General features: G+C 62.1%; 25 protein-coding genes. 16 read left to right on the forward strand and 9 right to left on the reverse strand.

The window, feature by feature from the left end; translation table 11 throughout:
- Window positions 1-2: 2 nt before the first annotated feature.
- The 3 genes from B8784_RS02000 to B8784_RS02010 all read right to left on the reverse strand — a co-directional run bounded on the left by B8784_RS02000 (window position 3) and on the right by B8784_RS02010 (window position 4,433).
- A complete protein-coding gene (locus B8784_RS02000; protein ID WP_143435252.1) occupies window positions 3-1,967 on the reverse strand; it encodes an alpha/beta hydrolase family protein in 1,965 nt (654 codons plus the stop codon).
- A gap of 103 nt (window positions 1,968-2,070) precedes the next feature.
- Complete coding sequence (locus B8784_RS02005; protein ID WP_233355924.1) at window positions 2,071-3,588, reverse strand: DEAD/DEAH box helicase; 1,518 nt, start codon at window positions 3,586-3,588, stop codon at window positions 2,071-2,073.
- 239 nt (window positions 3,589-3,827) lie between these two features.
- Window positions 3,828-4,433: a superoxide dismutase gene (locus B8784_RS02010; RefSeq protein ID WP_084395954.1), complete on the reverse strand. Its 606-nt coding sequence runs from the start codon at window positions 4,431-4,433 to the stop codon at window positions 3,828-3,830.
- A 122-nt stretch (window positions 4,434-4,555) separates the two neighbouring features.
- Between B8784_RS02010 and B8784_RS02015 the strand changes: the two genes are divergently transcribed.
- Window positions 4,556-5,149 carry a squalene/phytoene synthase family protein gene (locus tag B8784_RS02015; RefSeq protein ID WP_158085544.1) on the forward strand — a complete coding sequence of 198 codons (594 nt, stop codon included), beginning with the start codon at window positions 4,556-4,558 and terminating at the stop codon, window positions 5,147-5,149.
- Between the two features lie 6 nt (window positions 5,150-5,155).
- Here the strand turns inward: B8784_RS02015 and B8784_RS02020 are convergent, their stop codons facing one another.
- Window positions 5,156-6,040 (reverse strand): CHAD domain-containing protein, encoded by an 885-nt coding sequence (locus B8784_RS02020; RefSeq protein ID WP_084395956.1) that lies wholly within the window; start codon window positions 6,038-6,040, stop codon window positions 5,156-5,158.
- A gap of 128 nt (window positions 6,041-6,168) precedes the next feature.
- On the opposite strand from B8784_RS02020, the gene B8784_RS02025 reads away from it, so the two are divergent.
- Entirely contained in the window at window positions 6,169-6,561 is a 393-nt protein-coding gene (locus B8784_RS02025) for a DUF983 domain-containing protein (protein ID WP_158085545.1), read from the forward strand.
- On the opposite strand, the gene B8784_RS02030 is transcribed toward B8784_RS02025, so the two are convergent.
- A complete protein-coding gene (locus tag B8784_RS02030) occupies window positions 6,558-7,235 on the reverse strand; it encodes a nitroreductase (RefSeq protein WP_084395958.1) in 678 nt (225 codons plus the stop codon). The two genes, B8784_RS02025 and B8784_RS02030, sit on opposite strands and share 4 nt — an antisense overlap.
- Window positions 7,236-7,370: 135 nt before the next feature.
- On the opposite strand from B8784_RS02030, the gene B8784_RS02035 reads away from it, so the two are divergent.
- Together B8784_RS02035 and B8784_RS02040 are read left to right on the forward strand one after the other, a co-directional pair.
- On the forward strand, window positions 7,371-8,180 hold the full coding sequence (locus tag B8784_RS02035; protein ID WP_084395959.1) for a TerC family protein: 810 nt from the start codon (window positions 7,371-7,373) through the stop codon (window positions 8,178-8,180).
- A 53-nt stretch (window positions 8,181-8,233) separates the two neighbouring features.
- Window positions 8,234-8,635 carry a DUF983 domain-containing protein gene (locus tag B8784_RS02040; RefSeq protein WP_084395960.1) on the forward strand — a complete coding sequence of 134 codons (402 nt, stop codon included), beginning with the start codon at window positions 8,234-8,236 and terminating at the stop codon, window positions 8,633-8,635.
- Between the two features lie 7 nt (window positions 8,636-8,642).
- On the opposite strand, the gene B8784_RS02045 is transcribed toward B8784_RS02040, so the two are convergent.
- Window positions 8,643-9,014, reverse strand: a complete 372-nt coding sequence (locus B8784_RS02045) for a C40 family peptidase (protein ID WP_084395961.1) — start codon at window positions 9,012-9,014, stop codon at window positions 8,643-8,645.
- 31 nt (window positions 9,015-9,045) lie between these two features.
- Entirely contained in the window at window positions 9,046-9,657 is a 612-nt protein-coding gene (locus B8784_RS02050; protein WP_407646460.1) for a DUF1287 domain-containing protein, read from the reverse strand.
- A 151-nt stretch (window positions 9,658-9,808) separates the two neighbouring features.
- Here B8784_RS02050 and B8784_RS02055 point away from each other — a divergent pair, with 151 nt between their 5' ends.
- On the forward strand, window positions 9,809-11,071 hold the full coding sequence (locus B8784_RS02055; protein WP_084396182.1) for a SulP family inorganic anion transporter: 1,263 nt from the start codon (window positions 9,809-9,811) through the stop codon (window positions 11,069-11,071).
- A 71-nt stretch (window positions 11,072-11,142) separates the two neighbouring features.
- Here the strand turns inward: B8784_RS02055 and B8784_RS02060 are convergent, their stop codons facing one another.
- Both B8784_RS02060 and erpA read right to left on the reverse strand, forming a co-directional pair.
- Complete coding sequence (locus B8784_RS02060) at window positions 11,143-11,721, reverse strand: lipid-binding SYLF domain-containing protein (protein ID WP_084395963.1); 579 nt, start codon at window positions 11,719-11,721, stop codon at window positions 11,143-11,145.
- Window positions 11,722-11,909: 188 nt separating this feature from the next.
- Window positions 11,910-12,236, reverse strand: a complete 327-nt coding sequence (gene erpA, locus B8784_RS02065; protein ID WP_084395964.1) for an iron-sulfur cluster insertion protein ErpA — start codon at window positions 12,234-12,236, stop codon at window positions 11,910-11,912.
- On the opposite strand from erpA, the gene B8784_RS02070 reads away from it, so the two are divergent.
- The 11 genes from B8784_RS02070 (at window position 12,235) to B8784_RS02120 (ending at window position 21,717) form a co-directional block, all read left to right on the forward strand.
- Entirely contained in the window at window positions 12,235-13,437 is a 1,203-nt protein-coding gene (locus B8784_RS02070) for a deoxyguanosinetriphosphate triphosphohydrolase (protein WP_143435253.1), read from the forward strand. The genes erpA and B8784_RS02070 overlap by 2 nt on opposite strands.
- A 97-nt stretch (window positions 13,438-13,534) precedes the next feature.
- Window positions 13,535-14,410 (forward strand): SPOR domain-containing protein, encoded by an 876-nt coding sequence (locus B8784_RS02075; protein WP_158085546.1) that lies wholly within the window; start codon window positions 13,535-13,537, stop codon window positions 14,408-14,410.
- Window positions 14,407-15,450, forward strand: coding sequence for a beta-N-acetylhexosaminidase (gene nagZ / locus B8784_RS02080; protein ID WP_084395966.1), 1,044 nt, complete (start codon window positions 14,407-14,409; stop codon window positions 15,448-15,450). The genes B8784_RS02075 and nagZ overlap by 4 nt, the downstream gene beginning before the upstream one ends.
- Window positions 15,447-16,268, forward strand: coding sequence for a segregation and condensation protein A (locus tag B8784_RS02085; RefSeq protein WP_084395967.1), 822 nt, complete (start codon window positions 15,447-15,449; stop codon window positions 16,266-16,268). Before nagZ ends, B8784_RS02085 begins: the two co-directional genes overlap by 4 nt.
- Window positions 16,265-17,059 (forward strand): SMC-Scp complex subunit ScpB, encoded by a 795-nt coding sequence (gene scpB / locus B8784_RS02090; protein ID WP_084395968.1) that lies wholly within the window; start codon window positions 16,265-16,267, stop codon window positions 17,057-17,059. Before B8784_RS02085 ends, scpB begins: the two co-directional genes overlap by 4 nt.
- A 74-nt stretch (window positions 17,060-17,133) precedes the next feature.
- Window positions 17,134-17,385, forward strand: coding sequence for a twin-arginine translocase TatA/TatE family subunit (gene tatA / locus B8784_RS02095; protein ID WP_084395969.1), 252 nt, complete (start codon window positions 17,134-17,136; stop codon window positions 17,383-17,385).
- A gap of 23 nt (window positions 17,386-17,408) precedes the next feature.
- Window positions 17,409-17,876, forward strand: coding sequence for a Sec-independent protein translocase protein TatB (gene tatB, locus B8784_RS02100; protein WP_084395970.1), 468 nt, complete (start codon window positions 17,409-17,411; stop codon window positions 17,874-17,876).
- On the forward strand, window positions 17,873-18,712 hold the full coding sequence (tatC, locus tag B8784_RS02105; protein WP_084395971.1) for a twin-arginine translocase subunit TatC: 840 nt from the start codon (window positions 17,873-17,875) through the stop codon (window positions 18,710-18,712). The genes tatB and tatC overlap by 4 nt, the downstream gene beginning before the upstream one ends.
- An 85-nt stretch (window positions 18,713-18,797) precedes the next feature.
- Window positions 18,798-20,318 (forward strand): serine--tRNA ligase, encoded by a 1,521-nt coding sequence (gene serS, locus B8784_RS02110; protein ID WP_084395972.1) that lies wholly within the window; start codon window positions 18,798-18,800, stop codon window positions 20,316-20,318.
- Window positions 20,315-21,076: a 5'/3'-nucleotidase SurE gene (surE, locus tag B8784_RS02115; RefSeq protein WP_084395973.1), complete on the forward strand. Its 762-nt coding sequence runs from the start codon at window positions 20,315-20,317 to the stop codon at window positions 21,074-21,076. Before serS ends, surE begins: the two co-directional genes overlap by 4 nt.
- Window positions 21,064-21,717: a protein-L-isoaspartate(D-aspartate) O-methyltransferase gene (locus tag B8784_RS02120; RefSeq protein WP_084395974.1), complete on the forward strand. Its 654-nt coding sequence runs from the start codon at window positions 21,064-21,066 to the stop codon at window positions 21,715-21,717. The genes surE and B8784_RS02120 overlap by 13 nt, the downstream gene beginning before the upstream one ends.
- The last annotated feature ends 23 nt before the right edge of the window (window positions 21,718-21,740 follow it).

Raw genomic sequence — 21,740 nt, forward strand, 5'->3', positions numbered from 1 at the left:
CCTTATTGGCCAGATGAAGCGGCGGATGCGCCGGTATGCGAGTCCACGAAGGCGGCAAGCGATTTCAAGGTTTCCAGCCGTGGGTCGCTTTCGCTGAGGCTATGGTCACCTTTGTCTAGCGTCACAAGAGTTGCTGGCTTGCCGGCCTGCTTGAGCGCCGTGTACATGCGCTGGCTCTGGTCTGGCGGAACGATCAGGTCGTTTTTCCCATGGATGAGAAGGATGGGCGCAGCGTAGTCCTCAATATGTCCTATGGGCGATGATGACCCCAGGGTCTCCGTATCGGTCTCACCCAGAATTCGTTGCCAGCTCGCAACGAGCTGGTCGTCAATATAGCGTTCCCGGTAGTCCTTCATCAGGGTGATGATGTCAGTGACCGGGCCGTAAGCGGCGCTACAGGCATAAAGATCCGGGGCAAGGGCGGCGCCCATCAAGGCCGTAAAGCCGTTATTGCCCACGCCGAGGATGCATATGCGGTCCGCATCCGCCATGCCATCAGAAATCATGGCCGTCACGCCAGCGGCGATATCCGCCACCTGGAATGTGTCTTCCAGCGTGTTGCCGGATGAAATGTAAGCTCCGCCAAAGGTGGCTGTACCACGCATTGTCGGCTGCAAGACAAGATAGCCTCGGTTTGCGAAGAATTGGGCCATCCAGTCAAAGTCGCCATACTCTCTGACGATCGCGCCGGTTTGCGGCAGGACGACCATTGGCAGGTTCGAGCCAGCCTGGATCGTCTTGCCCGGCGGGACGGTCACGGTGGCAGTCAGGACAGTTCCGTCTTCGCCGGGATAGTTGATGGAATAAACCTGCCCAACGGCTTCAGGCGGGATGTCCTTTCTGGTCGAGGCGAGCTTCATGGCTTTGCCGGTCTTGCTGTTATAGAGCAGCCAGAAATCAGCCTGGCGACCATCAAAGATCCGGTAGAGCACCCGATTGCGATCATCCGACCAGGAATCGATGGTGATCGTGGCTCCTGGCAAATTCCGGCTGAGCTGCGTGTAGTTGGCGTCCAGCCGTTCATCTACGAAAGCATAGGTCGGCCTACTCCCCGAGTATCGCACTCCCAGTGCATGACGGTTGGTATCGGTATAAACGCGCTCGATGTCGTGGCCGTCCTTTTTCAGCACGCCGCGTTCAATGCTTCCGTCAAACCGGATGATCGACAGCTCGTCATAGCGACGGGTTTGCTCCAGATAGTCACGGAAGTAGAGGCCATCCTCGTTCTCAGTAACGGCAACCGTCCACATAGGATATTCGCGCGCATCGGACTGCTCGTAAAACGTCCGCCAGGCTGATCCGTTTTTCACTTGCAGGGCAAATTGATGGGTCTCGAAGTCATAGCTTTCACGCACTAGCGGCGCACCCGTTCGATCGACGAACCAGTCGTAGGTGTCGGCTTCGCCTATACCGTGCGTAAAGCCTCGGCCGGAATCAGGGTCGGCGCGAAGCAGGTTCCGGCGAATGGCTCCGCCCTTATTGCCAACAAAGGCGGGAATCAGAAGCTGGCCGTTGTCGAGTCGGCCAACAATGTAACTCAGGTCGAGCTGGTAGGGCAGAATGCGGTCTTCACGCGACAGCAGGCCGATTGTCTTGCCATTGGCGAGATTGAGAACCATGACCGCCGCGATCTCCATGCGCCTTTGCCAAGACCTTTGAGGCCCTGCAGGGGCTGACGCCATGAGCAGCAGGTGGTCGGGATCCCCGAAGCGAATATAATTGGTTTCAAGGTCCCGTGCGTCGAAGGCATGCGTATAGGCTTTTGCCTCCAGGTCATAAACCTGAACCTCCCTGTGATCGTCGGCATATGTCAGCAGAGCGACCCGTTGGCCGTCGGGTGAGATTTGCGCGTCAATGACGGATGGGAGTCGACCATACGCTTCGATAGGGGGATGGACAGTTTGAGCCAGCGCAGAGCCGGACAGGCCGAACAGAAGCCCCGCCATTGCAACGATTACAGATCTCACGGGGCCCCTCCGTCTTTCCACGACGAAAAGGCTTAGCCTCAGGTGCTGAGGGGATCAACCTGAATTGAAACTGTCACATCAGAGGTTTGGGGCAGAGCGAGCCCTACCGCTTCAAGAAGTCCGGGATGTCGCCGCCGAAGCCGCGCACGCCGTCGGCGGCGGGTTCCAGCTCGTCCTTGCCGCGCTTCCGGTCCTTGCCGGAGCCCTTGCGGCCCTCATTTCGCGAGGGTTTCGGCTTGTCGGCTTTTGCGGGTTTGTCCTCGGATTTAGCGGCCGGCTTTCTCGAGGGCTTTTCCTCTGCCGGAGCGCTTTCAGCCGGTGCCTCCTCGCGGGGCTTGTTGCGGCTGCGTCCCCCGCGGGAGCGTCCGCCCTTGCTGTCGCCGCTGCGGCTGCTACTGCCGCGGCGTCCGCCACGACCCCGACGACCGCCAGTGTCTTCCGGCAGGTTTTCGAGTTCGTCGGCCAGACCTTCGGGCATCAGTTCCTCGACATCGGTCTGGATCATCTTCATCACGCCCGCCCAGGACTTTTCGTCGTCGGGGCCGACAATGGTGACGCTTTCACCCTTGCGGCCGGCCCGGCCGGTACGCCCGATGCGGTGGACATAGTCCTCGTCCTTGGGCGGGGGGGCATAGTTGAAGACGTGGCTCACATCCGGCACGTCGAGACCGCGCGCGGCGACGTCTGAGGCGACCAGCAGTTTCAGGTCGCCCTCGCGGAAGCGGTCGAGCGTCTGCGTACGGTAGGCTTGCGGCAGGTCGCCATGGATGGCGGCGGCATCGAAGCCATGTTTGTTCAGCGACTTGGTGACGATATCGACTTCGCGCTTGCGGTTGCAGAAGACGATGCCGTTCTTGACGTCGCGCGTTTCGATTGCGCGCCGCAGCGCCGTGCGTTTGGCCTTGTCGTCGTCGCGGCCGATCTTGATTACGAACTGCTTGATCGTTTCAGCGGTCTGGGCCTGGCGGGCAACCTCGATCTTTTTCGGATCCTTCTGGAAGCGCTGGGCGAGCTTGTTGATCTCCGGCGGCATGGTCGCCGAGAAGAGCAGCGTCTGACGGCGCGGCGGCAGCAGGGCGCAAATCTTTTCGATGTCCGGGATGAAGCCCATGTCGAGCATCCGGTCGGCCTCGTCGATGACGAGAATCTCGACGCCGGTCAGCAGGATCTTGCCGCGCTCGAACTGGTCGATCAGGCGGCCCGGCGTGGCGATGAGGACATCGACGCCGCGCATCAGCTTCTGTTCCTGCTCCTTGAAGGAGACCCCGCCGATGAGGAGCGCCATTTCGAGCTTCAGGTTCTTGCCATACTTCTCGAAGTTTTCGGCGACCTGGGCGGCGAGTTCGCGCGTCGGGGCGAGGATCAGGGTGCGTGGCATGCGGGCACGCGCGCGGCCCTGTTCGAGGCGGTGGATCATCGGCAGCACGAAGGCGGCCGTCTTGCCGGTGCCGGTCTGGGCAATGCCGGTTACGTCGCCGCCGAGCAGGACATGCGGAATCGCCTGGGCCTGGATCGGGGTGGGCGAATCGTAGCCCGCCTCTTCGATGGCCTCGAGGATTTTCGGTCCGAGCCCCAGCGCAGCAAACGTGGTTTTCGGCAGATCGTCTTGTTTTTCAGTCAAAAAATTTCTCTTTCGGGTGGTGGAATTATATCGCTCGGATAACTGCCCGGATGGCAGCAGGCCCGGGCGCTTCCATGCCCGGAAGAACATATTGGCGCTGCCATACTCTATTTTTTGCAGGTGCGAAAGGGGGCTGGACAGTGTGGTGACGGGCGCCCCGGCCCCGAAAACGAAAAAGGCCCGCTTCTCGGAAGAAGCGGGCCCGGCCTGATTTTGAATATTCTCAGGCGTTCTTTTGACTAGCTTGCATCAGCCAGGTTCTGGTTCACGAAGTCCCAATTGATCAGATTGTCGATGAAGGCGTCCATATAGCCGGGACGCGAATTCTGATAATCGAGATAGTAGGCGTGTTCCCACACATCCATGGTGAGCAGCGGGGTGGCGCCATCTTCGGTCACCGGGGTTTCAGCGTTCGGCGTCTTGCGGATTTCCAGCTTGCCGCCCTTGAGGACGAGCCAAGCCCAGCCGGACCCGAACTGGCCACCGCCTGCCGCCTTGAACTGCTTGGCGAACTCGTCATACGAGCCGAAATCGGCATCGATCTTGTCGGCAATCGCGCCGGTCGGCTTGCCGCCGCCACCGGGCTTCATCGAGTGCCAGTAGAAGGTATGGTTCCAGACTTGGGCGGAGTTGTTGAAGAGCCCGGCCTTGGAGGAATCCTTGGCGGCGTCCTTGATGATCTGCTCAAGCGGGGCGTTTTCGTGATCGGTGCCTTCAATCAGTTTGTTGAGGTTGTTCACATACGCCTGATGGTGTTTTCCGTAGTGGTAATTGAGCGTCTCTTCTGAGATGTGTGGTGCCAGCGCATCTCGGGAGTAGGGCAGGGGTGGAAGTTCAAATGCCATAAGGGTCGCTCCTTTTGTGTTGAGTATATTTAGTTTTGTAGCGCGTCGCGGTTCATATGGGTTCCATGCCAGCTTCTGCCACCCTTACAAGCCCTGAAATTTGGGCAAATATTGATGAGCGCATGCGAAACGGCGATGAGGATCGCTGGCTTTCGTCCCGCTATGCCCCCAAACCGGAGCGCCGGGCCCTTATAGCACTCTATGCCTTTGCCTGGGAGCTTGCCCGCGTCCGTCTGGTCGTGACCGAACCGGGGCTGGGGGCGATCCGTTTTCAGTGGTGGCGCGATACCCTGGAAGCGTTCGAGAAGGGCGAGAAACCGCGTGAGCATGAGGTTGTCGGTGCCCTGGCCGACATGCTGGCGGAAGATCGCTACCGCCTCGACGCGCTCAAACGTCTCGTCGACCATTATGAGGATGCCTTCGAAGATGCCGATCGGGCTCAACAACCCGAAGCCTTGCTGACGGCCACAGCTGCCCAGGTGTTGGCGGATGCGCATGGATGGGGCCGGCACATCGCCTCGCTTGCCCCGCATGTGGCGGCCCTGAGGCGCGGCGAGAAGGTTGGCTATGGTCCGGTTGTCCCGCAGGCGCCGGTTTCGATACGCCCGGCCATCGCGCATCTGCGCCTTCGCCGGATCTACGGAAAAACGAATGAGCCTGGCAATCTCTCCAAGCGCCTCTGTGTCATGCGCGGCGCGATGAGCGGTAAGGTCTGAAGCCCCCTAGGCGGCCAGGTCCCAATATTTCGTCCAGCGCGCCGCGAAGGCGTCCGGCGTCTCGGCGAACATCTTGCCGCCGCGCCTGAAGCATCGCTCGGCCAGTGTTTCCTGGCGCGCGGCACACAGGGCCCCGACGAGTTCAAGCGTGTCGGTCTTGTCCGGGATCAGGTCTTCGGCGGCCTCGACAAGCACGGCAAGATCATGGTGATCGCCCAGATCGTCTGAGAGTTTGTCGGCTTCCGAGGCCCAGCCTTCGAGCACGGGCGGCCAGACCTTGCGGATGAGCCGTGCATGATACCAGTGATATTTCACGCGCTTGCGCCATTCGTGAAAATCCTCAGTTTTCCCGCTCTTGCGCGCCTTTTCCATCGCCTTGCGCGCCCGGCTATATGTCTTGGCGACGCTGGCGGAGAAGGCGTCGGCGCCAGTTTCGTCCAGGGACCAGTCTTCGGCGCGCTCCAGGGCTTCGCGGAAAATGAGCCGCATATCGGCCAGCTTCTCCTCGACTTCGCTTTCGTCGACAGCCTCCCGGCGGCTTTCGAGCGGTTTGCGCATCGGGTCGAGGGCGGCCTTCTTCAGCTCCGTGCCAAAATGATGTTCGAGATCGTTCAGGGATTCCAGGACAGCCTTGCTGTCGCGCACGCCTGAGAGTGTGCGGGCGGCATCGCGGAGGGTCTTGTTCTCCTCGGAATAGTCCTCGAAGGCGGTGCGCACAAAGCGGAGCAGGCCGCGCATCTTCTTGCAGCGCTTGCGGATCTGGTGGACCTTTTCCGGCCGCGAGAGCGTATCGCCACGCAATTCTTCCAAGCCGCTTTCAAGCTGGCTTTTTGCGATGCGGCGAAAACCGGCTTCAACGCTCTCGTCGGCGTGTTTGAAAGAATAGGCCATGATGCCTCCTGAGGTGAGTTTAGCCCGATCATGCGATGATGGAACCCGGTGCGGCGCTGTCACGCATTGAGCGGGCGGATCGCACGGGGCAAAGAACTCCCTTTCGCGAAAAACCGTTCCGGGACCTCATGCACGTAAAATCTCTTGAAGAGCCGGAGTTGGCGACCGTCCTCTGGCGCGGCGTGCAGCTGCGTTGCCCGCGATGCGGGGTGGGCCGGCTTCTCTCCGGCTATCTGAGGCAGGCGCCGGCCTGCAGCGGGTGTGGCCTGGAAACCGGTGACATCCGCGCCGATGACGGCCCGCCCTGGCTGACCCTGCTGGTGACGGGCCATCTGCTGGCACCGTTCATGATCATTGCCTTCATGACGAACGTCATGCCGATGTGGCTGGTGACCCTGTTGATGGCCGGGCTGGCTGTCGGCCTCTGTCTTGCCATCCTGCCACGGGCCAAGGGGGTCTTCATTGCTGCGATCTGGAAGCTCGGCGCGCAGACGTCCGCCGACCTCACCGACGAGTCCTAGTCCTCGAAGCCGAGAAACGTTGCCGCTTCGTCGACGGATTTGCGCTTCGAGACGACGGCATTGGCCGGGAAGTTGTCATCCGGCCAGCCCATCGCGACACAGGTCTGGATCACCTGGTTGTCGGGGATCTGGGCATGCTCGCGCACGACCGGGCTCTGCATGATGCCCTGGGAGTTGATCACGCAGCCGAGGCCGCGATTCCAGGCGGTGTTCACGATACAGTTCACCACGCCGCCACAGTCGAACGGCGCAATGTCGCTGCCCTGAATCGACTTGTCATAGGTCACCACGATAGAGACCGGCGCATCGAATTGGCGGAAGCCGCGCAGCACCCAGTCCATGCGCGCCTCCTTGTCATGGCGCTCGATGCCCATGACGGCGAAGAGCTGCTTGGCGATCTCGATCTGGCGCTCGCGGTGGACGCCTTCATAGCCCGGCCCCATGCGGAACTCGCGGCTATCGGGCACGCCTGCGACATTGCGTTCGACATTGCCTTCGCGGATCCGGTCGAGCACGGCGCCGGAGACGACATAGAAGTTCCAGGGCTGGGTGTTCAGCGAGGTCGGGGCGCGCATGGCGGTTTCGAGGATTTCCCGGATCAGCGCCTTCGGCACCGGCTTGTCCAGATAGCCGCGAATGCTGCGGCGCGTGCGGACAACCTCTTCATACTCCATGGCCCTTGTCTCCTCCCGGTGATTGCTTGTCCGCGAAGCTAGAGCGCTGCCGCAAGGGCAGCCAAGCCCGCTCTTGCGGAACCGTGCCCTGCGCTATGGATTTCTACCGAGCACAAAAGAGAAGAGGGGCATTTCATGGCCGATGTCATCGCCGTTTTCGCAGCGCCGGAGGCCTGGGCGGCGCTGGCGACACTGATCGTGCTCGAGATCGTGCTCGGCATCGACAATCTCGTCTTCATCTCTATCCTCACCAACAAGTTGCCCGAAGATCAGCGCCCGGCCGCGAGGCGGATCGGCATCGGCCTCGCCCTGATTCTGCGGCTTGTCCTGTTGGCAGGGATCGCCTGGCTTGTCGGGCTGACCGCTACGGTGATCGATCTCGGCATCTCCGGCCCGCCCGGTGCGCATGGCGAGGTCACCTTCGAGACGGCCTTTTCCTGGCGGGACATCATCCTCATCGCCGGCGGCCTCTTCCTCGTCTGGAAGGCGACGACCGAGATCCACCACAATATCGACCCGGAGCCGAGCCAGACCGTCTTCGCTGGCGGCAAGGCCGGGATCGGCTTTGCGAGCGCGATCGTGCAGATCATCCTGCTCGACATGGTGTTTTCGATCGATTCCATCCTGACGGCGGTCGGCATGACCGATCACCTGCCGATCATGGTCGTGGCCGTCATTGTCGCCGTCCTGACCATGCTGGCAGCCGCCGGGCCGCTGGCACGCTTCATCAACCGCAATCCGACCGTGGTGATGCTGGCGCTCGCCTTCCTCCTGATGATTGGCATGGTGTTGATCGCCGACGGATTCGGCGTGCATGTGCCCAAGGGCTACATCTATGCGGCCATGGCCTTCTCGGTCTTTGTCGAGGTGCTGAACCTGATCGCGCGGAAGAAAACGATCATGGGGCCTGACGCTGACATCACACCGGGGGCGCCGCGCGCCTGATGCGCGCCCCCGCCGCACTTCCATAACGCAGGAATTGGGGCCATCTATGGGACATGTTCGATCATCCCGTCCAGTCCGGCCTGAGGCTCAGATGCCCGCGTTGCGAGAAGGGCAAGCTCTTCCGCGCCTATCTCAAATTCAATGACGAGTGCCCCGTTTGCGGCCAGGATTTCCGCATGGCCGACACCGCCGACGGCCCGGCCTTCTTTGTCGGCTTTCTGGTGATGGTGCTGTTTGCGCCCTTCTACTTCATCCTGCCGGTCGTTCCGGTTGGGTTGTGGCTGAAGATCGGGCTGTGGATCATGCTGCTGTCGATGATGATCGGGCTCGCGCTTTTCCTGCTGCCGCCGTTCAAGGGCGTCCTGTTCAACCTGCAGATCCGCAACAAGGCCGAAGAGGCCCAGTGGTCGAAGACCGGCGCGCATGGCCAGCCGCCAAAAGGCTGGAAGCATTAAGGCAGGGCTAGCGCCGGCGCCCGCCCAGCATATCCCGAAACGCTTCGAACGTGCCGCGCGCGACTTGCGTCGCGGTCGGCTTGCGCCCCTGGGCATGGCGGACGAAGTGCACGCAGTTCGAGCCGGTAAGATGATAGTCGTGGCCGAGACGCCGGGTTGCCCGTGAGGGGCCGAGATAGTCATGGCCGGCCTCTGGTCCGTGATTGGTGATCTCGCGGCCACGGGCAAAGTCGCTCAGCGATTGCGAGACGACCCCGCCATAGCGCCCATTGTTCGAAATCACACGCCCACCCCAGCTGACGATGCCATAATGGCGAAGCACGCCGCCAAAGCGCACGGAGACACGGTCGCCGGGCCGGTAATCATATCGAGAGTTCATCGAAAAACGATATGTCGCTAAGAGCCAGGCGTCAAGCACCTGCCGGATAGAAGCGGAAACGCCGTTCCAGCTCGAAGCGGCCGATGATGCGCTCCTCACGCGCGCCGAGGCCGATATTGTGGATCACCAGCGGGTCGCCCCACGGGGACTGTCGGTCGGAGATGATGGCGATGTGAGGCAGGCTCTCATCGACAAGGCAGGTGAGGAGGTCGCCCGGTTCCCAGTCATTGGTCGGCAGTTCGGTGGCATTGCGGGTGAGCCAGGTTTCCAGATTGGGCACGCGGCGATGGTCGATATTCGTGTCGGGGCGGCGCAAGCCCCAGGTTTTCGGATAGGCACCGAAATTGGTGCGCATGTCCTCATGGATGGCTTTCTGGAAGTCGAAACCGAAGGCGTCGCGATAGGCGCGGATCACGACATCGATGCACACGCCCGTCTCGCGCGGGACGTCGCCGCCGGGATAGGCGAGCGAGACATAGGCCGGATCATAATCGACCGTGACGCCAATCTGGCGCCGGGCTGCGGCGATGAGGCGGGTCGCCTCGGGAAAGACAGGCCAGCCGGTCTCGGCCGTCGCCAGGGGGAAAAGCGCCATGCCGGTCATCATCACTCTCCTCGTCGGGTTTTGCGGCGGTTTGCTCATCATGGAGCAGAACGCTGCGCCGGGTCTGAGGCGTGATTGTGGCCGCTCCGGGGCTTTTGAAAGCCGTTCAACCGGGTAAGAGCAGGGCAATTCGGGCCATGCGACAGAAGGCCTGCTGCCAACATGGCGCGACTGCGCTATGAGGCCGGCCATGCGCACGCCGAAGATTCTGACGACGATCCGAGAGTATGACCGCGCCCAGTTCCTGGCCGACCTCATGGCCGGGATCACGGTTGCCATGGTGGCAATGCCGCTCAGCCTGGCCATCGCGATTGCCTCCGGCGCCGACCCTGCCCAGGGCATTGTCACCGCGATTGTCGGCGGCTTCTTCATCTCGCTGCTTGGCGGCTCGCGCGTACAGATTGGCGGGCCGACCGGGGCGTTCATTGTCGTTGTCTTCTCGGTGATCGCCGAGCATGGTTATGACGGGCTGGTGCTCGCAACCCTGATGGCCGGCCTTATCCTTCTGGTGGCGGGCTATTTCAGGGCAGGGCGCCTGATCGCCTTCATTCCGGAGGCGGTCGTCAACGGCTTCACGATCGGCATCGCAATCATCATTGCGACGAGCCAGCTTAGCGACTTCTTCGGCTTGTCGCCGGGCGAGGTCCCGGCCGACTTTGTTGAAAAGCTGCCTGTGCTCTGGGGCGCGCGCGAGACATTCAGCCCGCATGCGCTCGGGATTGCGCTGATAACGCTCATCCTCATCATCGTCCTGCGCCGCGCGGCGCCGAAATATCCCGGTCTCATCGTGGCGGTCGGGATCGGATCGGCGGCGGTTGCCCTGCTGCACTGGCCGGTCGAGACGCTTTACTCGCGCTTCGGGGCGCTGCCGAACCACCTGCCGGTGCCGCACCTGCCGGAGATCAGCTGGGACCGGATTGTCGAACTCATCCCGTCCGCCATCACCATCGCCTTCCTGGCTGGTGTCGAATCATTGCTTTCGGCCATGGTCGCCGACCGGATGATCGGCGGGCATCACCGCCCGAATGCGGAGCTGACCGCCCAGGGCGCGGCGAATATCGCGTCTTCGCTGTTCGGCGGCTTGCCGGCAACCGGTGCGATTGCGCGTACGGCGACCAATGTCCGTGCCGGCGGGAAGACACCGGTGGCGGGCCTCGTGCATGCGCTGGTCATACTCCTGATCATGCTGGTTGCTGCGCCACTGGCAGGTTATCTCGCCATGCCGGCGCTCGCGGCGCTGCTGATCATGACCGCCTGGAATATGAGCGAGCCGCACAAGTGGAAGGAATATGCCAGAGGCCGGGCGAGCGACATCGTCCTGCTCCTGCTGACGCTCGTTCTGACGGTACTGGTTGACCTGACCGTGGCCATCGGGGTGGGCGTGACCGTCGGCCTGGCCCTGCGGCTCAGCCGGCGTGACGCCGGCAGCGACTGGAAAACGCCGAAGCGCTAGGCGGCAACCGCCCAAAAAGAAAGGCGCCCGGGAAGGGCGCCTTTCCTGAAGTCCGAAGCCCCGTGAGCCTCTTAGCTTGCATCATCGGTGTCTTCCCAGATGCGCAGGGCGCTCACATTCAGCTCCGCATTGAGCCCGTCAGCTTCCAGCACATAGACGAGCGGGTCACCCGTGCTTGCCATGGCGTCGGCATTCTCATCGACCAGCGTGACGCCAGCGGCCGCGCCGGCTTCCCACTTCTGGCCGTTACGAAGTTCGTCGAGCGACTCCTCGTCGCGGAAGATATAAACCATCGCGGACTCGTCGATCCCGGCCTGCAGGCCGACCGAGGCCTTGCCGATATCGTAATAACCTTCGATCTTGTCGTCCACGAACAGAACGCCATCACCGCCGGCACCGCCGACGATCAGGTCTGCTTTCCAGACTTCCGGAAAGACAAGAACGCCCGCGGCGTCGTCAACGTGCTTGGAGCAGGACTCGGCGATCTGGCGGCACTGCTGCAGGGTTTGCATGGCCTCATGCTTCAGCGGCGTCGCGTCTTCCTGCATGTCCTTGCCTTCGGCGTTTGCCGAGAGACCGGCAAAGGAAAGCGCCGCTGTGGCGGCTGCGGCAACAGTGGTCTGGCGAATGAGGGATTTGGAAAGGGTCATAAAATATCCTCCTGAAAATCAGATGTCTTCAGCATCGAAAGGCAATCTGCGTCCCGCGATGCTTGATGCAGGAATCAATTGCTCCCTTCCGGTATCGTTCCAAGATCCGGTGGAGGAATGTCAGGGGGATAGGCTGGGAAGAGCCTGTGGCGGGCCTGAGCTGAGCGCCGCAGCCCGCACAAGCTGGACTACAGCGAAAAGCTCGTCCCGCAGCCGCAGGCCGCCGTGGCGTTCGGATTGTTGATCGTGAAGGCTGCGCCGATCAGCTCGGTCGAGAAATCGATTTCCGAGCCGCGCATGAATTCCAGGCTCATCTCGTCGATCAGGACCTGCGCGCCGTCGCGCTCGACCACAATGTCGTCGTCATTCTTCGTATCTTCGAGATCGAACTTGTAGGAAAAGCCCGAACAGCCACCACCTTCAACAGAGACGCGAAGGAAGTCTTTGTCGGACTGTTTCGCCAGAATCGCCTTAATGCGCTTGGCAGCCGAAGGAGAAAGGGTCACGTCGCTCATGGCTTACAAGATAGGAAAGCCTGTGCTTCCAGAAAAGAGATCAGTGTTTGCGACGCTGTGGGAAAATTCCCGCGGGCGCTTTCACGATGAGCCGGATTCTGCGACCCGTACGCCGTTTCAGCGGGATCGCGACCGGATCATCCACTCCTCTGGCTTCCGGCGTCTGAAGCAGAAGACGCAGGTTTTTGTCGCCCATGAGGGCGATCATTACCGCACGCGGCTGACGCATTCGCTGGAAGTCTCCCAGATTGCCCGCTCGGTCGCCCGCCGTCTCGGCGTGGACGAGGATCTCGCCGAAGCCATGGCACTGGCCCACGATCTCGGTCATCCGCCCTTCGGCCATGCCGGCGAGGACCAGCTGGATGCCTGCATGGAAGGCTATGAGGGGTTCGACCACAATGCGCAGACCCTGCGCGTTGTGACCCGGCTCGAGCAGCGCTACCCGACCTTTGACGGGCTGAACCTGACCTGGGAGATGCTCGAGGGGCTGGTGAAGCATAATGGCCCGCTGGTGACGAAGGACACACCTGTCGCCGCGCTGCCGGCCGCCTTCCGGGACTTTCCGCCGCTTGAAAAGCTGGAGCTCGACCAGTTCGCCGGGCCGGAAGCCCAGATCGCCGCACTGGCGGACGATATTGCCTATAACAATCACGACATCGATGACGGGATCGCCGCCGGCCTGTTCACGATTGATGACATGCTGGACATTCCGCTGGTCGGCGATGTGTTCCGCGCAGTGCGCGAGGAGTATCCCGTCCTCGACACCCAGCGCACCGTTTATGAGGCGGTCCGGCGCCTTATCGGTTTCTGGATCGACGATCTCTGCAATGAGACGCTGAGGCGGGTGGAAAAGCATAATCCGGGTTCGGCGGCTGAAGTGCGAGCCCTGCCGGAGCCGCTCGTCGCCTTCTCCGATGAGTTCGACCGTCAGCAGCGTGCGCTGAGGGCCTTCCTCTTCGAGCGCATGTATAAGCACTACAAGGTCAACCGCATGCGCAGCCAGGCCAAGCGCGTGCTGAAGGAGCTGTTCGACCTGTTCCTCGAAGAGCCGGACATCCTGCCGCCGCCGCTGCGTCAGGACGCGGAGCAGGCCCCGCAGGACCGTCGGGCCCGGCTTGTCTGCGACTACATTGCGGGAATGACAGACAATTATGCTATCGACCTGCATCGCAAGGTCTTCAATCTGGAAAGCATGATCTGATCTCAGCGCGGTCTGTCGCCAGACCGATTCAGCCAGCGTTAACGAAGCGCCCCTTAATCTTAACCAAAACGACCATCATCAGGGGCAGATGACCAGAATGAGCAATCGTAACCGTGAATATGAAGTCGGGCCTTATGAGGAAGAATACCGGGGCTTCGAGATCCGTGATGACGAGACCGCGCGCGGCCCATTGATCCTCGCGCTGGCGATTGGAGTGCTAATCGTCTTTGCCGGTGTTGTCTGGAACACCTACCGGCAGGGGATACGTCCGCAGGACGGCGCACTGCCCATGGTGACCGCCGAGGCGCAGCCTTATAAGCGCGTGCCGGATGACCGCGGCGGCGTCGAGATCGACGATCTCGACCGTCGGCTCTACGACGTGATCGACGGTACCAGCCGAGGGCCTGAGCCCACAAAGGTCTCGGATGCAAGCCAGGGCTTTCTGCAGGGCGGCCCGCCGCAGGATTTGCGCCCGGGAACGTCTGGCGACAAGGCCGCCGCCAGTGAGACGGCGCCGGATGTGCCGCCAGCCCCGCCTGTGGGCGAATCGGCAGCACAAGACACCAGCAAGCCGGCTTCCCCGGTCACGCGCACCGATCTGGCCGAACAAACCGAAGCGCCGGCCGAGCCCGTTCAGACAGCTTCCGTGAGTGAAGCTCCAGCGCAGGAACCGGCCGCTCAACCGGAACCAGCCTCCCGCTTTGCGTTTGCGCCGGGTGGCCAGTATGTTGTGCAGATATCAGCGCTTCGCAGTGAAGCGGCCGCCGCCGATGCCTGGAAGACGGCGCGGCGGAAGAATCCGGATATCTTCAGAGGAGCGAGCATGTCCATCGAACGGGCCGATCTGGGCGCCAAGGGCGTCTTCTACCGCCTGCGGGCCGGGGCCTTCGGTTCGCGCGACACCGCCTCGACCTTCTGCGATGCCTACAAGGCTGAAGGCGGCGACTGCATCGTGGTGCGCGATACCGCATGACGAACAAGGCCTGTATCCTTAGCGTTTCCGGAGCGGAGCTGCTTCGTGAGGAGGCGGCCCTTCTGGCCGATCACAAGCCATGGGGCATGATCCTGATGGGGCGCTCCTGTGTCTCGAAGCAGCAGGTCGCACAGCTCGTTGAGGATATCTGGGACGCGGTCGGCCGCGAAATTCTTGTCTTCATCGACCAGGAAGGCGGGCGGGTCGCGCGCCTGAAGGCGCCGGAATGGCCGCTCTTTCCGGCTGGCCGTGTCTATGGAGACCTTTACGACGCCGATCCGGAAAAGGGGCTGCAGGCCGTCTGGCTCGGCCACCGGCTGATGGCGCATGAGCTGGCGGCCATGGGGCTTCATGCCGATTGCGCGCCGGTATGCGACCTGCCGCAGCCAGGGGCCCATGATGTCATCGGCGACCGGGCTTTCGGCGTCGATCCCGACAAGGTGGGCGCGCTGGCAAAGGCCGCCCTCAAGGGGCTGGAGGATGGCGGTGTCGCCGGTGTGATCAAGCACATCCCCGGTCATGGCCGCTCCATGGCCGACAGCCATATGGAGCTGCCGCGGGTAACGGCGGACGAGAGTGAACTCGCCTCGGACTTTGCCGCCTTTGCCCATGTGGCCGATGCGCCGATGGCGATGACGGCCCATATTGCCTATGACCATTTCGACGCCGGCAAGGCGGCCACAGTTTCCCACAAGATGATTCAGGAAGTCATTCGATGCCGAATCGGGTTTGATGGTCTTCTGATGACGGATGATCTCGGCATGAAGGCCCTGGGGGGCTCTCTGACAGACCGTGCCCACGCCTCGATCGCGGCGGGCTGCGATGTGCTGCTGCATTGCTCCGGTTTCCTGACCGAGCCCGATGCCATTTTGGCCGAAATGACGGAAGTGGCCGAAGCCGCGCCAATGCTCGACGACAAGGCGCTTGAGCGTGCGGAAGCGGCCGAAGAGGCCTCCAAACGCGCAATCGCCTTTGATGCCGAGGCCGGTTGGGTAGAGTTCAGGGCGCTGATCCCTGATGTGGGGGCCACTCACGCATGAGCCTTGAACTTGTCTCCAACGACCTCATCGAACGCGACGAGGACATCGACACCGAGGACATGTTCTCGGTCGATGTGGATGGCTATGAAGGCCCGCTCCATCTGCTGCTCGATCTGGCCCGCAAGCAGAAGGTCGACCTGCTCAAGGTCTCCATGCTGGAACTGGCAAACCAGTATCTGGGCTTCATCGAGGATGCGCGCCAGAAGCGCATAGACCTTGCGGCCGACTATCTGCTGATGGCCGCCTGGCTGGCATTCATGAAGTCGCGCCTGCTGTTGCCGAAGCCGGAGAAGGCGGAGGCCGATGAGGTCGATGGCGAGCAGATGGCGGCGCGTCTGGCCTTCCGCCTGAAACGGCTCGACGCGATGCGTGAGGCTGGCGACCAGCTCATGGATCTGGCCCAGCTCGGCCAGGATGTGTTTGTCCGGGGCGATCCGGAAAAGCCGCGGGTCGTCAAGCAGACTGAATACGACACAACCCTCTGGCACCTGATGCAGGCCTTTGGCGGCATCCGCCAGCGCCGGGAAGAGGCCGCACCACACAGGATCGAGCATCAGTACGTTCTGCCGCTCGAACATGCCCGCGACTCGCTCAAATCGCTGTCGAAGATGATCGATGACTGGGCAAGCCTCGATGTCATTGGTGAAAAGATGCGCGATATTGCCGGCGATGTGCCGCCGCGCTCGGTCACGGCCAGTGTGTTTTCAGCTGCGCTCGAACTTGCCCGCGACGGTGACGTTGAGCTGCGTCAGGACCAGCATTTTTCGCCGCTCTATCTGCGCGGCAGTCGGGAAGACAGGGGAGGGCTCCACGCATGAACGCAATACCCCAGATGAAGAACGACGAAGAAGACGACGCGCCCGACGATATCCGCAAGGCCGTGCGCCAGCTCTCCTTTGCCTATCGCCGCTCCGCCGAGACGCTTTCGGAAACCGCCGATGGCGATGTCGATGCCAGTGCCGAGGCACTGCGCCGGGCCGAAGCCATCCTGTTTGCGGCCGGCGAGCCGCTGTCGGCCGATCAGATTGCCGAAGCCCTGCCGCAGGAGGCCGATGCCGCTCAGGTCCTCATGTCGCTCAAGGCGGCTTATTCCCATCGCGGCGTGAACCTCGTCGAGGTCGCCGGCAAGTGGCGCTTCCAGACAGCCGAAGACCTCTCCTATCTCTTCGTCGAGGAACGTCACGAGCAGAAGAAACTTTCCCAGGCCGCGCTCGAGACGCTCGCCATCATTGCCTATGGCCAGCCTGTGACGCGTGCCGAGATCGAGGCCGTGCGCGGTGTCGCCGTCTCCAAGGGGACGATCGACCAGCTGATGGAAGCCGAATGGGTGCGCATCAAGGGCCGGCGCAAGACGCCGGGCCGGCCGGTCACCTATGGCACGACCGACACCTTCCTTGAGCATTTCGGGCTGGAGAGCCTTGAGCTTCTGCCGGGCCGGGCCGAGCTCGAAGCCGGCGGCCTGCTGTCGGATGTTGTGCCGGATGACTTCGATCCGAGCGAAATGGAATTGCCGCTGCGTGATCTAGACGCGCCTACAAGTCATGCAGATGAGGACGAAAACGCCGCATTCATGACAGATTTCATGGACAGCGAGGATGAGGCGGACTAGGCGATCTACAGGCGCTCCCATTGAGCCGGGCGCCTCACGGCGCTATTTTAGCCTAGTCTGACCGGAGTATACTCATGGCCCCCAGCTGGATGCAGCTTCTCATCGTCCTTGTCGTGGCACTGCTATTGTTTGGCGGCCGTGGCCGGATCTCCTCGATCATGGGCGACATGGCAAAAGGGGTCCGCTCCTTCCGCCAGGGTCTCAATGATGATGACGAGGAAGAGGGCAAGGACAAAGACAAGACCCAGTCCTCGAACAAACAGCTCGACGACGACAAGATGGTCAACGTCACCCCTGAAAAGGACAAGACGAAATCGTCGAGCTAGGCCCCGAGGAAGGCGGCTGATCCATGCTTCCTCAATTCGGATTCACGGAATTCCTGGTTGTCGCAATTATTGCGCTGATCGTGGTCGGTCCGAAGGACCTGCCCATGATGATGCGCAAGCTTGGGCAGTTCGTGTCACGCGGCAAGGCGATGGCGCGCGAGTTCCAGTCGGCTTTCGACGACATTGCCCGTCAGGCGGAGCTGGATGAGCTGCGCAAGGAAATCGAGGATTTGCGCCGCGACAATGCGCTGAGCCAAGCCGTCGATGACCTCAAGAAGACTGAATCCGACATCAACCGCAAGGTCATGATGGAAAATCCGATGCCGGAGACGGGGCCGCAGGGCGGGCCCGGAGCGGTGCCGGATCATGAGACACCTTCGGAAAACACGGACACGCCGCCGCCCGCTGAAAAGCCGGCCGCTTCCGGGGATGCGCCGGAGACCGAAAGCGGCTCTGACACGACGCCCGAGAAGAAGGCGCAGTCTTCATGAGCAAGGATATGCGCGCCGATGAGCGCCCGGACATCACCGACGATGCGGAGATGGAAGCCTCGCGTGCGCCGTTGCTCGACCATCTGATCGAGCTGCGCTCGCGGCTCATCTGGTCGATTCTCGCGCTGGCCCTTGCGAGCATTGGCTGCTTCTTCATTGCCCGCCCGCTCTACAATGTCCTGCTCGGGCCGCTTGTCGCCGTGGCTGAGCTGGAGCGTCAGGATGCGACCTTCGAGCTGATCTATACCGCGCCGCTGGAAGTCTTCTTCGTGCAGCTGAAGCTCGCGCTGTTTGCCGGGATCTTCGTCGCGTTTCCGATCATTGGCTGGCAGCTCTATTCCTTCATTGCGCCTGGCCTCTACAAGCGCGAGCGGGGCGCGGCATTGCCCTTCCTGATCGCGGCACCCGTCCTGTTCGTGATCGGGGCGGTGTTCGTCTATTTCGTTATGCTGCCGCTGATCTCGCGCTTTGCGCTGTCGTTTGAGCAGATGGGCGGTGACGGCATTGCCGCGATCACGCCGCAGATCAAGGTGTCGGAGTATCTCTCCCTGGTCATGGCGCTGATGCTGGCGTTCGGGCTGTCCTTCCAGCTGCCGGTCGTGCTCAGCCTGATGGGCAGGGCCGGGATCATCGGCGCGGATACGCTGCGCACGGGTCGGAAATACGCCATTGTGGCGATCCTCGTCTCGTCCGCCTTCTTCACCCCGCCGGACATGATCTCTCAGATCATGCTCGCCGTGCCGGTCTATGGCCTCTACGAGATCAGCATTGCCTGTGTCGCGATGATGGAGAAGAAGGCCGCCGAGGAAGAAGCCGAGCGTGAGGCTGAGGACTAGAATAGCCTCATCTCACCGGTTCCGCTCCTGCGCCAATTGCTCTAGAGGGGCTTGCAGCTTCGAGTTTCGATAGGGTCAGACAAGCATGTTCGATATTCGCGCGATCCGCGACAATCCTGAGGAGTTCCGTGCCGCCTGGAACAGGCGGGCGGCCGGGCTGGGCGACAAGGTGGACGATATCCTCGCCCATGATGCGGCGCTGAGAAAGGCCGTCACCGACAAGCAGGAAGCCGAGAGCGCGCGCAATTCGAACTCCAAGCTGATCGGCCAGGCCAAGGCAAAGGGCGACGAGGCGGAATTCGAACGCCTGCGCGCAGTCGTGGCTGAAGCGAAGGAGACGATCGAGGCGGCCGGCGAGCAGGAAGCGGCGGCCCGCGCGGCCCTGGACGAGATCCTGCTCGGCCTGCCGAACCTGCCCATGGCCGACGTGCCGGAAGGTGAGGATGAAGAGGGCAATGTCGAGCAGAAGACGGAGGGCACGCCCACCGCGCTCGGTTTCGCGGCGAAGGATCATGCCGATCTTGGTGAGGCGCTTGGGCTTATGGACTTCGAGACGGCGGCCAAGATGTCCGGCTCGCGCTTCGTCCTGCTGCGGGGACAACTGTCCCGGCTGGAACGGGCGCTCGCGAGCTACATGCTGGACGTGCAGACCGGTGAGCATGGCTACGAAGAGACGAGCCCGCCACTTCTGGTGCGTGATGAAGCGCTGGTTGGCACGGGGCAGCTGCCGAAGTTTGAGGAAGATTTGTTTAAAGTGCCCGCCACTGAAGGGTCACTCGCTGAGTTCTTCCGCGATGTTCAGGGCGGGATGAACCTTTTCTTGGCCGCGCTCAATGGCAAATTTGATCATCCTGCTACCCGACAGTTAAAGGGGATGGTCGAAGGACTCACTGCAGACCGGAAAAATGAGCTGGTTGGCGAAATTGAGCAAATGATGAAAATGGAAGCGCTCGGTATCGCGGATTGGGTAGTTTCAAAGCTTACAAGTCACTGGCTTATCCCCACCGCCGAAGTTCCGCTGACAAACAGTGTCCGCGAGAGCATCCTCGAAGCCGACACCCTGCCGCGCCGGATGACCGCACACACGCCGTGCTTCCGCTCCGAAGCCGGCAGTGCGGGCCGCGACACGAAGGGCATGATCCGGCTGCACCAGTTCAACAAGGTCGAGCTCGTCTCCATCGTCCGCGACGAGGCCGAGGGGCTGGACGAGCTGGAGCGCATGACGCGCTGTGCGGAGACAATCCTCGAGCGCCTCGAGCTGCCATACCGGCGCATGCTGCTCTGTACCGGCGACATGGGCTTCGGCGCGCGCAAGACCTATGACCTCGAAGTCTGGCTGCCGAGCCAGGACACCTATCGCGAGATCAGTTCGTGCTCCTATTGCGGCGACTTCCAGGCCCGGCGCATGAATGCGCGCTGGCGCCCGGCGCCAAGCGAAGACAATCCGAAGCCGCGGCCTGAATTCGTCCACACGCTGAATGGCTCCGGCCTCGCGGTCGGGCGCACGCTGGTCGCCGTGCTGGAGAACTACCAGCAGGAAGACGGCACCATCGCCGTGCCGAAAGTGCTGCAACCCTATATGGGCGGCCTGGAGGTGATCGGATGAAGATTCTCCTGACCAATGATGACGGCATTCATGCGCCGGGGCTGTCCGTCCTCGAAACCATCGCGCGCGAGCTTTCCGACGATATCTGGATCGCGGCGCCGGAGGTCGAACAATCCGGCCAGTCCCGCTCCATCACGCTGACCCAGCCGGTGCGCACCCGCAAGGTGCGCGAGCAGTGCTGGGCCGTCATGGGCACGCCGTCGGATTGCGTGCTGCTCGCCCTGCAGGACCTGATGGATGCCAAGCCGGATTTGATCCTGTCAGGCGTCAATCGCGGCCAGAACATCGCCGAGGATACAAGCTTCTCCGGCACGGTGGCGGCCGCCATGTTCGGCATGCAGCAGGGCATTCCCTCCATCGCGCTCAGCCAGGCGCAGAGCTTTCGCGAGCGCGGATCGCTGCCCTGGGAGACCTCGAAGCAGTGGGGCGCGAAGGTCATTCGCCCGCTGATCGAGCGCGGCTGGCCGAACGATGTCGTCATGAACATCAACTTTCCGGACCGTGAGCCGGATGAGGTCGACGGGATCGAGATCACCCGCCAGGGCTTTCGCGACGAATCCATCATCCATACCGAGCGGCGCGAGGACCTGCGCGGCAATGACTATTTCTGGATTGGGTTTACCGGCCGGCTGTCGAAACCCGACGAGGGCACGGATCTCCGCGCCATCTATGAGGGGCGCATTTCGGTGACGCCGCTGCATATCGACCTGACCCACAACCGCTTTTTCGAGGAGCTGAAGGCCTCATGGCGGACCTGATCGCCGATCCTTTCCGGGCCGCCCGGCTCATTCTGCTGCTGCGGCGGCAGGGGATACGTGACGATGCCGTCCTGTCGGCGATGGAGACGATCGACCGGGCGGTTTTTGTCGATCCGGGCCTCAGCGAACTTGCCTATGAAGACACGGTCCTGCCGATCCCATGCGGGCAGATCCTCCCCAAGCCGGTCGTGGTCGCGCAGCTACTCGGCGCGCTGCAGATGTCCCCGGGCAAGGAGGACCGCGTTCTGCTGATTGGTTCGGGCAGCGGCTATATGGCGGTGCTGCTCGCGCAGATCGGGCGGCATGTGTGGGCGATTGACCGCTATCAGAAGCTCGTCACGGAAGCGCGCGCCCGGATGCTCGAACTCAAGGTCGAGAATGTGACGCTGAAGCATGCTGACGGGCTGAATGGCTGGCCTGAGCACAAGCCCTTCGACCGTATTCTGCTGACCGGAGCGGTCTCCGGCATCCCGGAGAAACTTCTGGAGCAGCTCACCAAGGATGGGGTCCTGGTCACGCCGTTCAACCGGACGGGCCAGGACCAGGTGATCCGCCGCGTCACGGCAAACGGCCGTGAGGTGGATTTCCAGATCCTCGAACCCTTGCCGCTGTTGCGGTCAGGGAAGTCGGACGCGCTTTAGGGGTGGCTCTGGCGAAAAGGCCC

It is taken from the genome of Henriciella aquimarina, assembly GCF_002088975.1.
GTDB classification, from domain to species: Bacteria; Pseudomonadota; Alphaproteobacteria; order Caulobacterales; family Hyphomonadaceae; genus Henriciella; species Henriciella aquimarina.

Excerpts from the sequence above, each read along its gene's own strand:
- B8784_RS02010 (WP_084395954.1), bottom strand. The coding sequence starts at position 4,433 with ATGGCATTTGAACTTCCACCCCTGCCCTACTCCCGAGATGCGCTGGCA.
- B8784_RS02015 (WP_158085544.1), top strand. The coding sequence starts at position 4,556 with ATGCGAAACGGCGATGAGGATCGCTGGCTTTCGTCCCGCTATGCCCCC.
- B8784_RS02020 (WP_084395956.1), bottom strand. The coding sequence starts at position 6,040 with ATGGCCTATTCTTTCAAACACGCCGACGAGAGCGTTGAAGCCGGTTTT.
- B8784_RS02025 (WP_158085545.1), top strand. The coding sequence starts at position 6,169 with ATGCACGTAAAATCTCTTGAAGAGCCGGAGTTGGCGACCGTCCTCTGG.
- B8784_RS02030 (WP_084395958.1), bottom strand. The coding sequence starts at position 7,235 with ATGGAGTATGAAGAGGTTGTCCGCACGCGCCGCAGCATTCGCGGCTAT.
- B8784_RS02035 (WP_084395959.1), top strand. The coding sequence starts at position 7,371 with ATGGCCGATGTCATCGCCGTTTTCGCAGCGCCGGAGGCCTGGGCGGCG.
- B8784_RS02040 (WP_084395960.1), top strand. The coding sequence starts at position 8,234 with ATGTTCGATCATCCCGTCCAGTCCGGCCTGAGGCTCAGATGCCCGCGT.
- B8784_RS02045 (WP_084395961.1), bottom strand. The coding sequence starts at position 9,014 with ATGAACTCTCGATATGATTACCGGCCCGGCGACCGTGTCTCCGTGCGC.
- B8784_RS02050 (WP_407646460.1), bottom strand. The coding sequence starts at position 9,657 with ATGAGCAAACCGCCGCAAAACCCGACGAGGAGAGTGATGATGACCGGC.
- B8784_RS02055 (WP_084396182.1), top strand. The coding sequence starts at position 9,809 with ATGCGCACGCCGAAGATTCTGACGACGATCCGAGAGTATGACCGCGCC.
- B8784_RS02060 (WP_084395963.1), bottom strand. The coding sequence starts at position 11,721 with ATGACCCTTTCCAAATCCCTCATTCGCCAGACCACTGTTGCCGCAGCC.
- B8784_RS02070 (WP_143435253.1), top strand. The coding sequence starts at position 12,235 with ATGGCTTACAAGATAGGAAAGCCTGTGCTTCCAGAAAAGAGATCAGTG.
- erpA (WP_084395964.1), bottom strand. The coding sequence starts at position 12,236 with ATGAGCGACGTGACCCTTTCTCCTTCGGCTGCCAAGCGCATTAAGGCG.
- B8784_RS02075 (WP_158085546.1), top strand. The coding sequence starts at position 13,535 with ATGAGCAATCGTAACCGTGAATATGAAGTCGGGCCTTATGAGGAAGAA.
- nagZ (WP_084395966.1), top strand. The coding sequence starts at position 14,407 with ATGACGAACAAGGCCTGTATCCTTAGCGTTTCCGGAGCGGAGCTGCTT.
- B8784_RS02085 (WP_084395967.1), top strand. The coding sequence starts at position 15,447 with ATGAGCCTTGAACTTGTCTCCAACGACCTCATCGAACGCGACGAGGAC.
- scpB (WP_084395968.1), top strand. The coding sequence starts at position 16,265 with ATGAACGCAATACCCCAGATGAAGAACGACGAAGAAGACGACGCGCCC.
- tatA (WP_084395969.1), top strand. The coding sequence starts at position 17,134 with ATGGCCCCCAGCTGGATGCAGCTTCTCATCGTCCTTGTCGTGGCACTG.
- tatB (WP_084395970.1), top strand. The coding sequence starts at position 17,409 with ATGCTTCCTCAATTCGGATTCACGGAATTCCTGGTTGTCGCAATTATT.
- tatC (WP_084395971.1), top strand. The coding sequence starts at position 17,873 with ATGAGCAAGGATATGCGCGCCGATGAGCGCCCGGACATCACCGACGAT.
- serS (WP_084395972.1), top strand. The coding sequence starts at position 18,798 with ATGTTCGATATTCGCGCGATCCGCGACAATCCTGAGGAGTTCCGTGCC.
- surE (WP_084395973.1), top strand. The coding sequence starts at position 20,315 with ATGAAGATTCTCCTGACCAATGATGACGGCATTCATGCGCCGGGGCTG.
- B8784_RS02120 (WP_084395974.1), top strand. The coding sequence starts at position 21,064 with ATGGCGGACCTGATCGCCGATCCTTTCCGGGCCGCCCGGCTCATTCTG.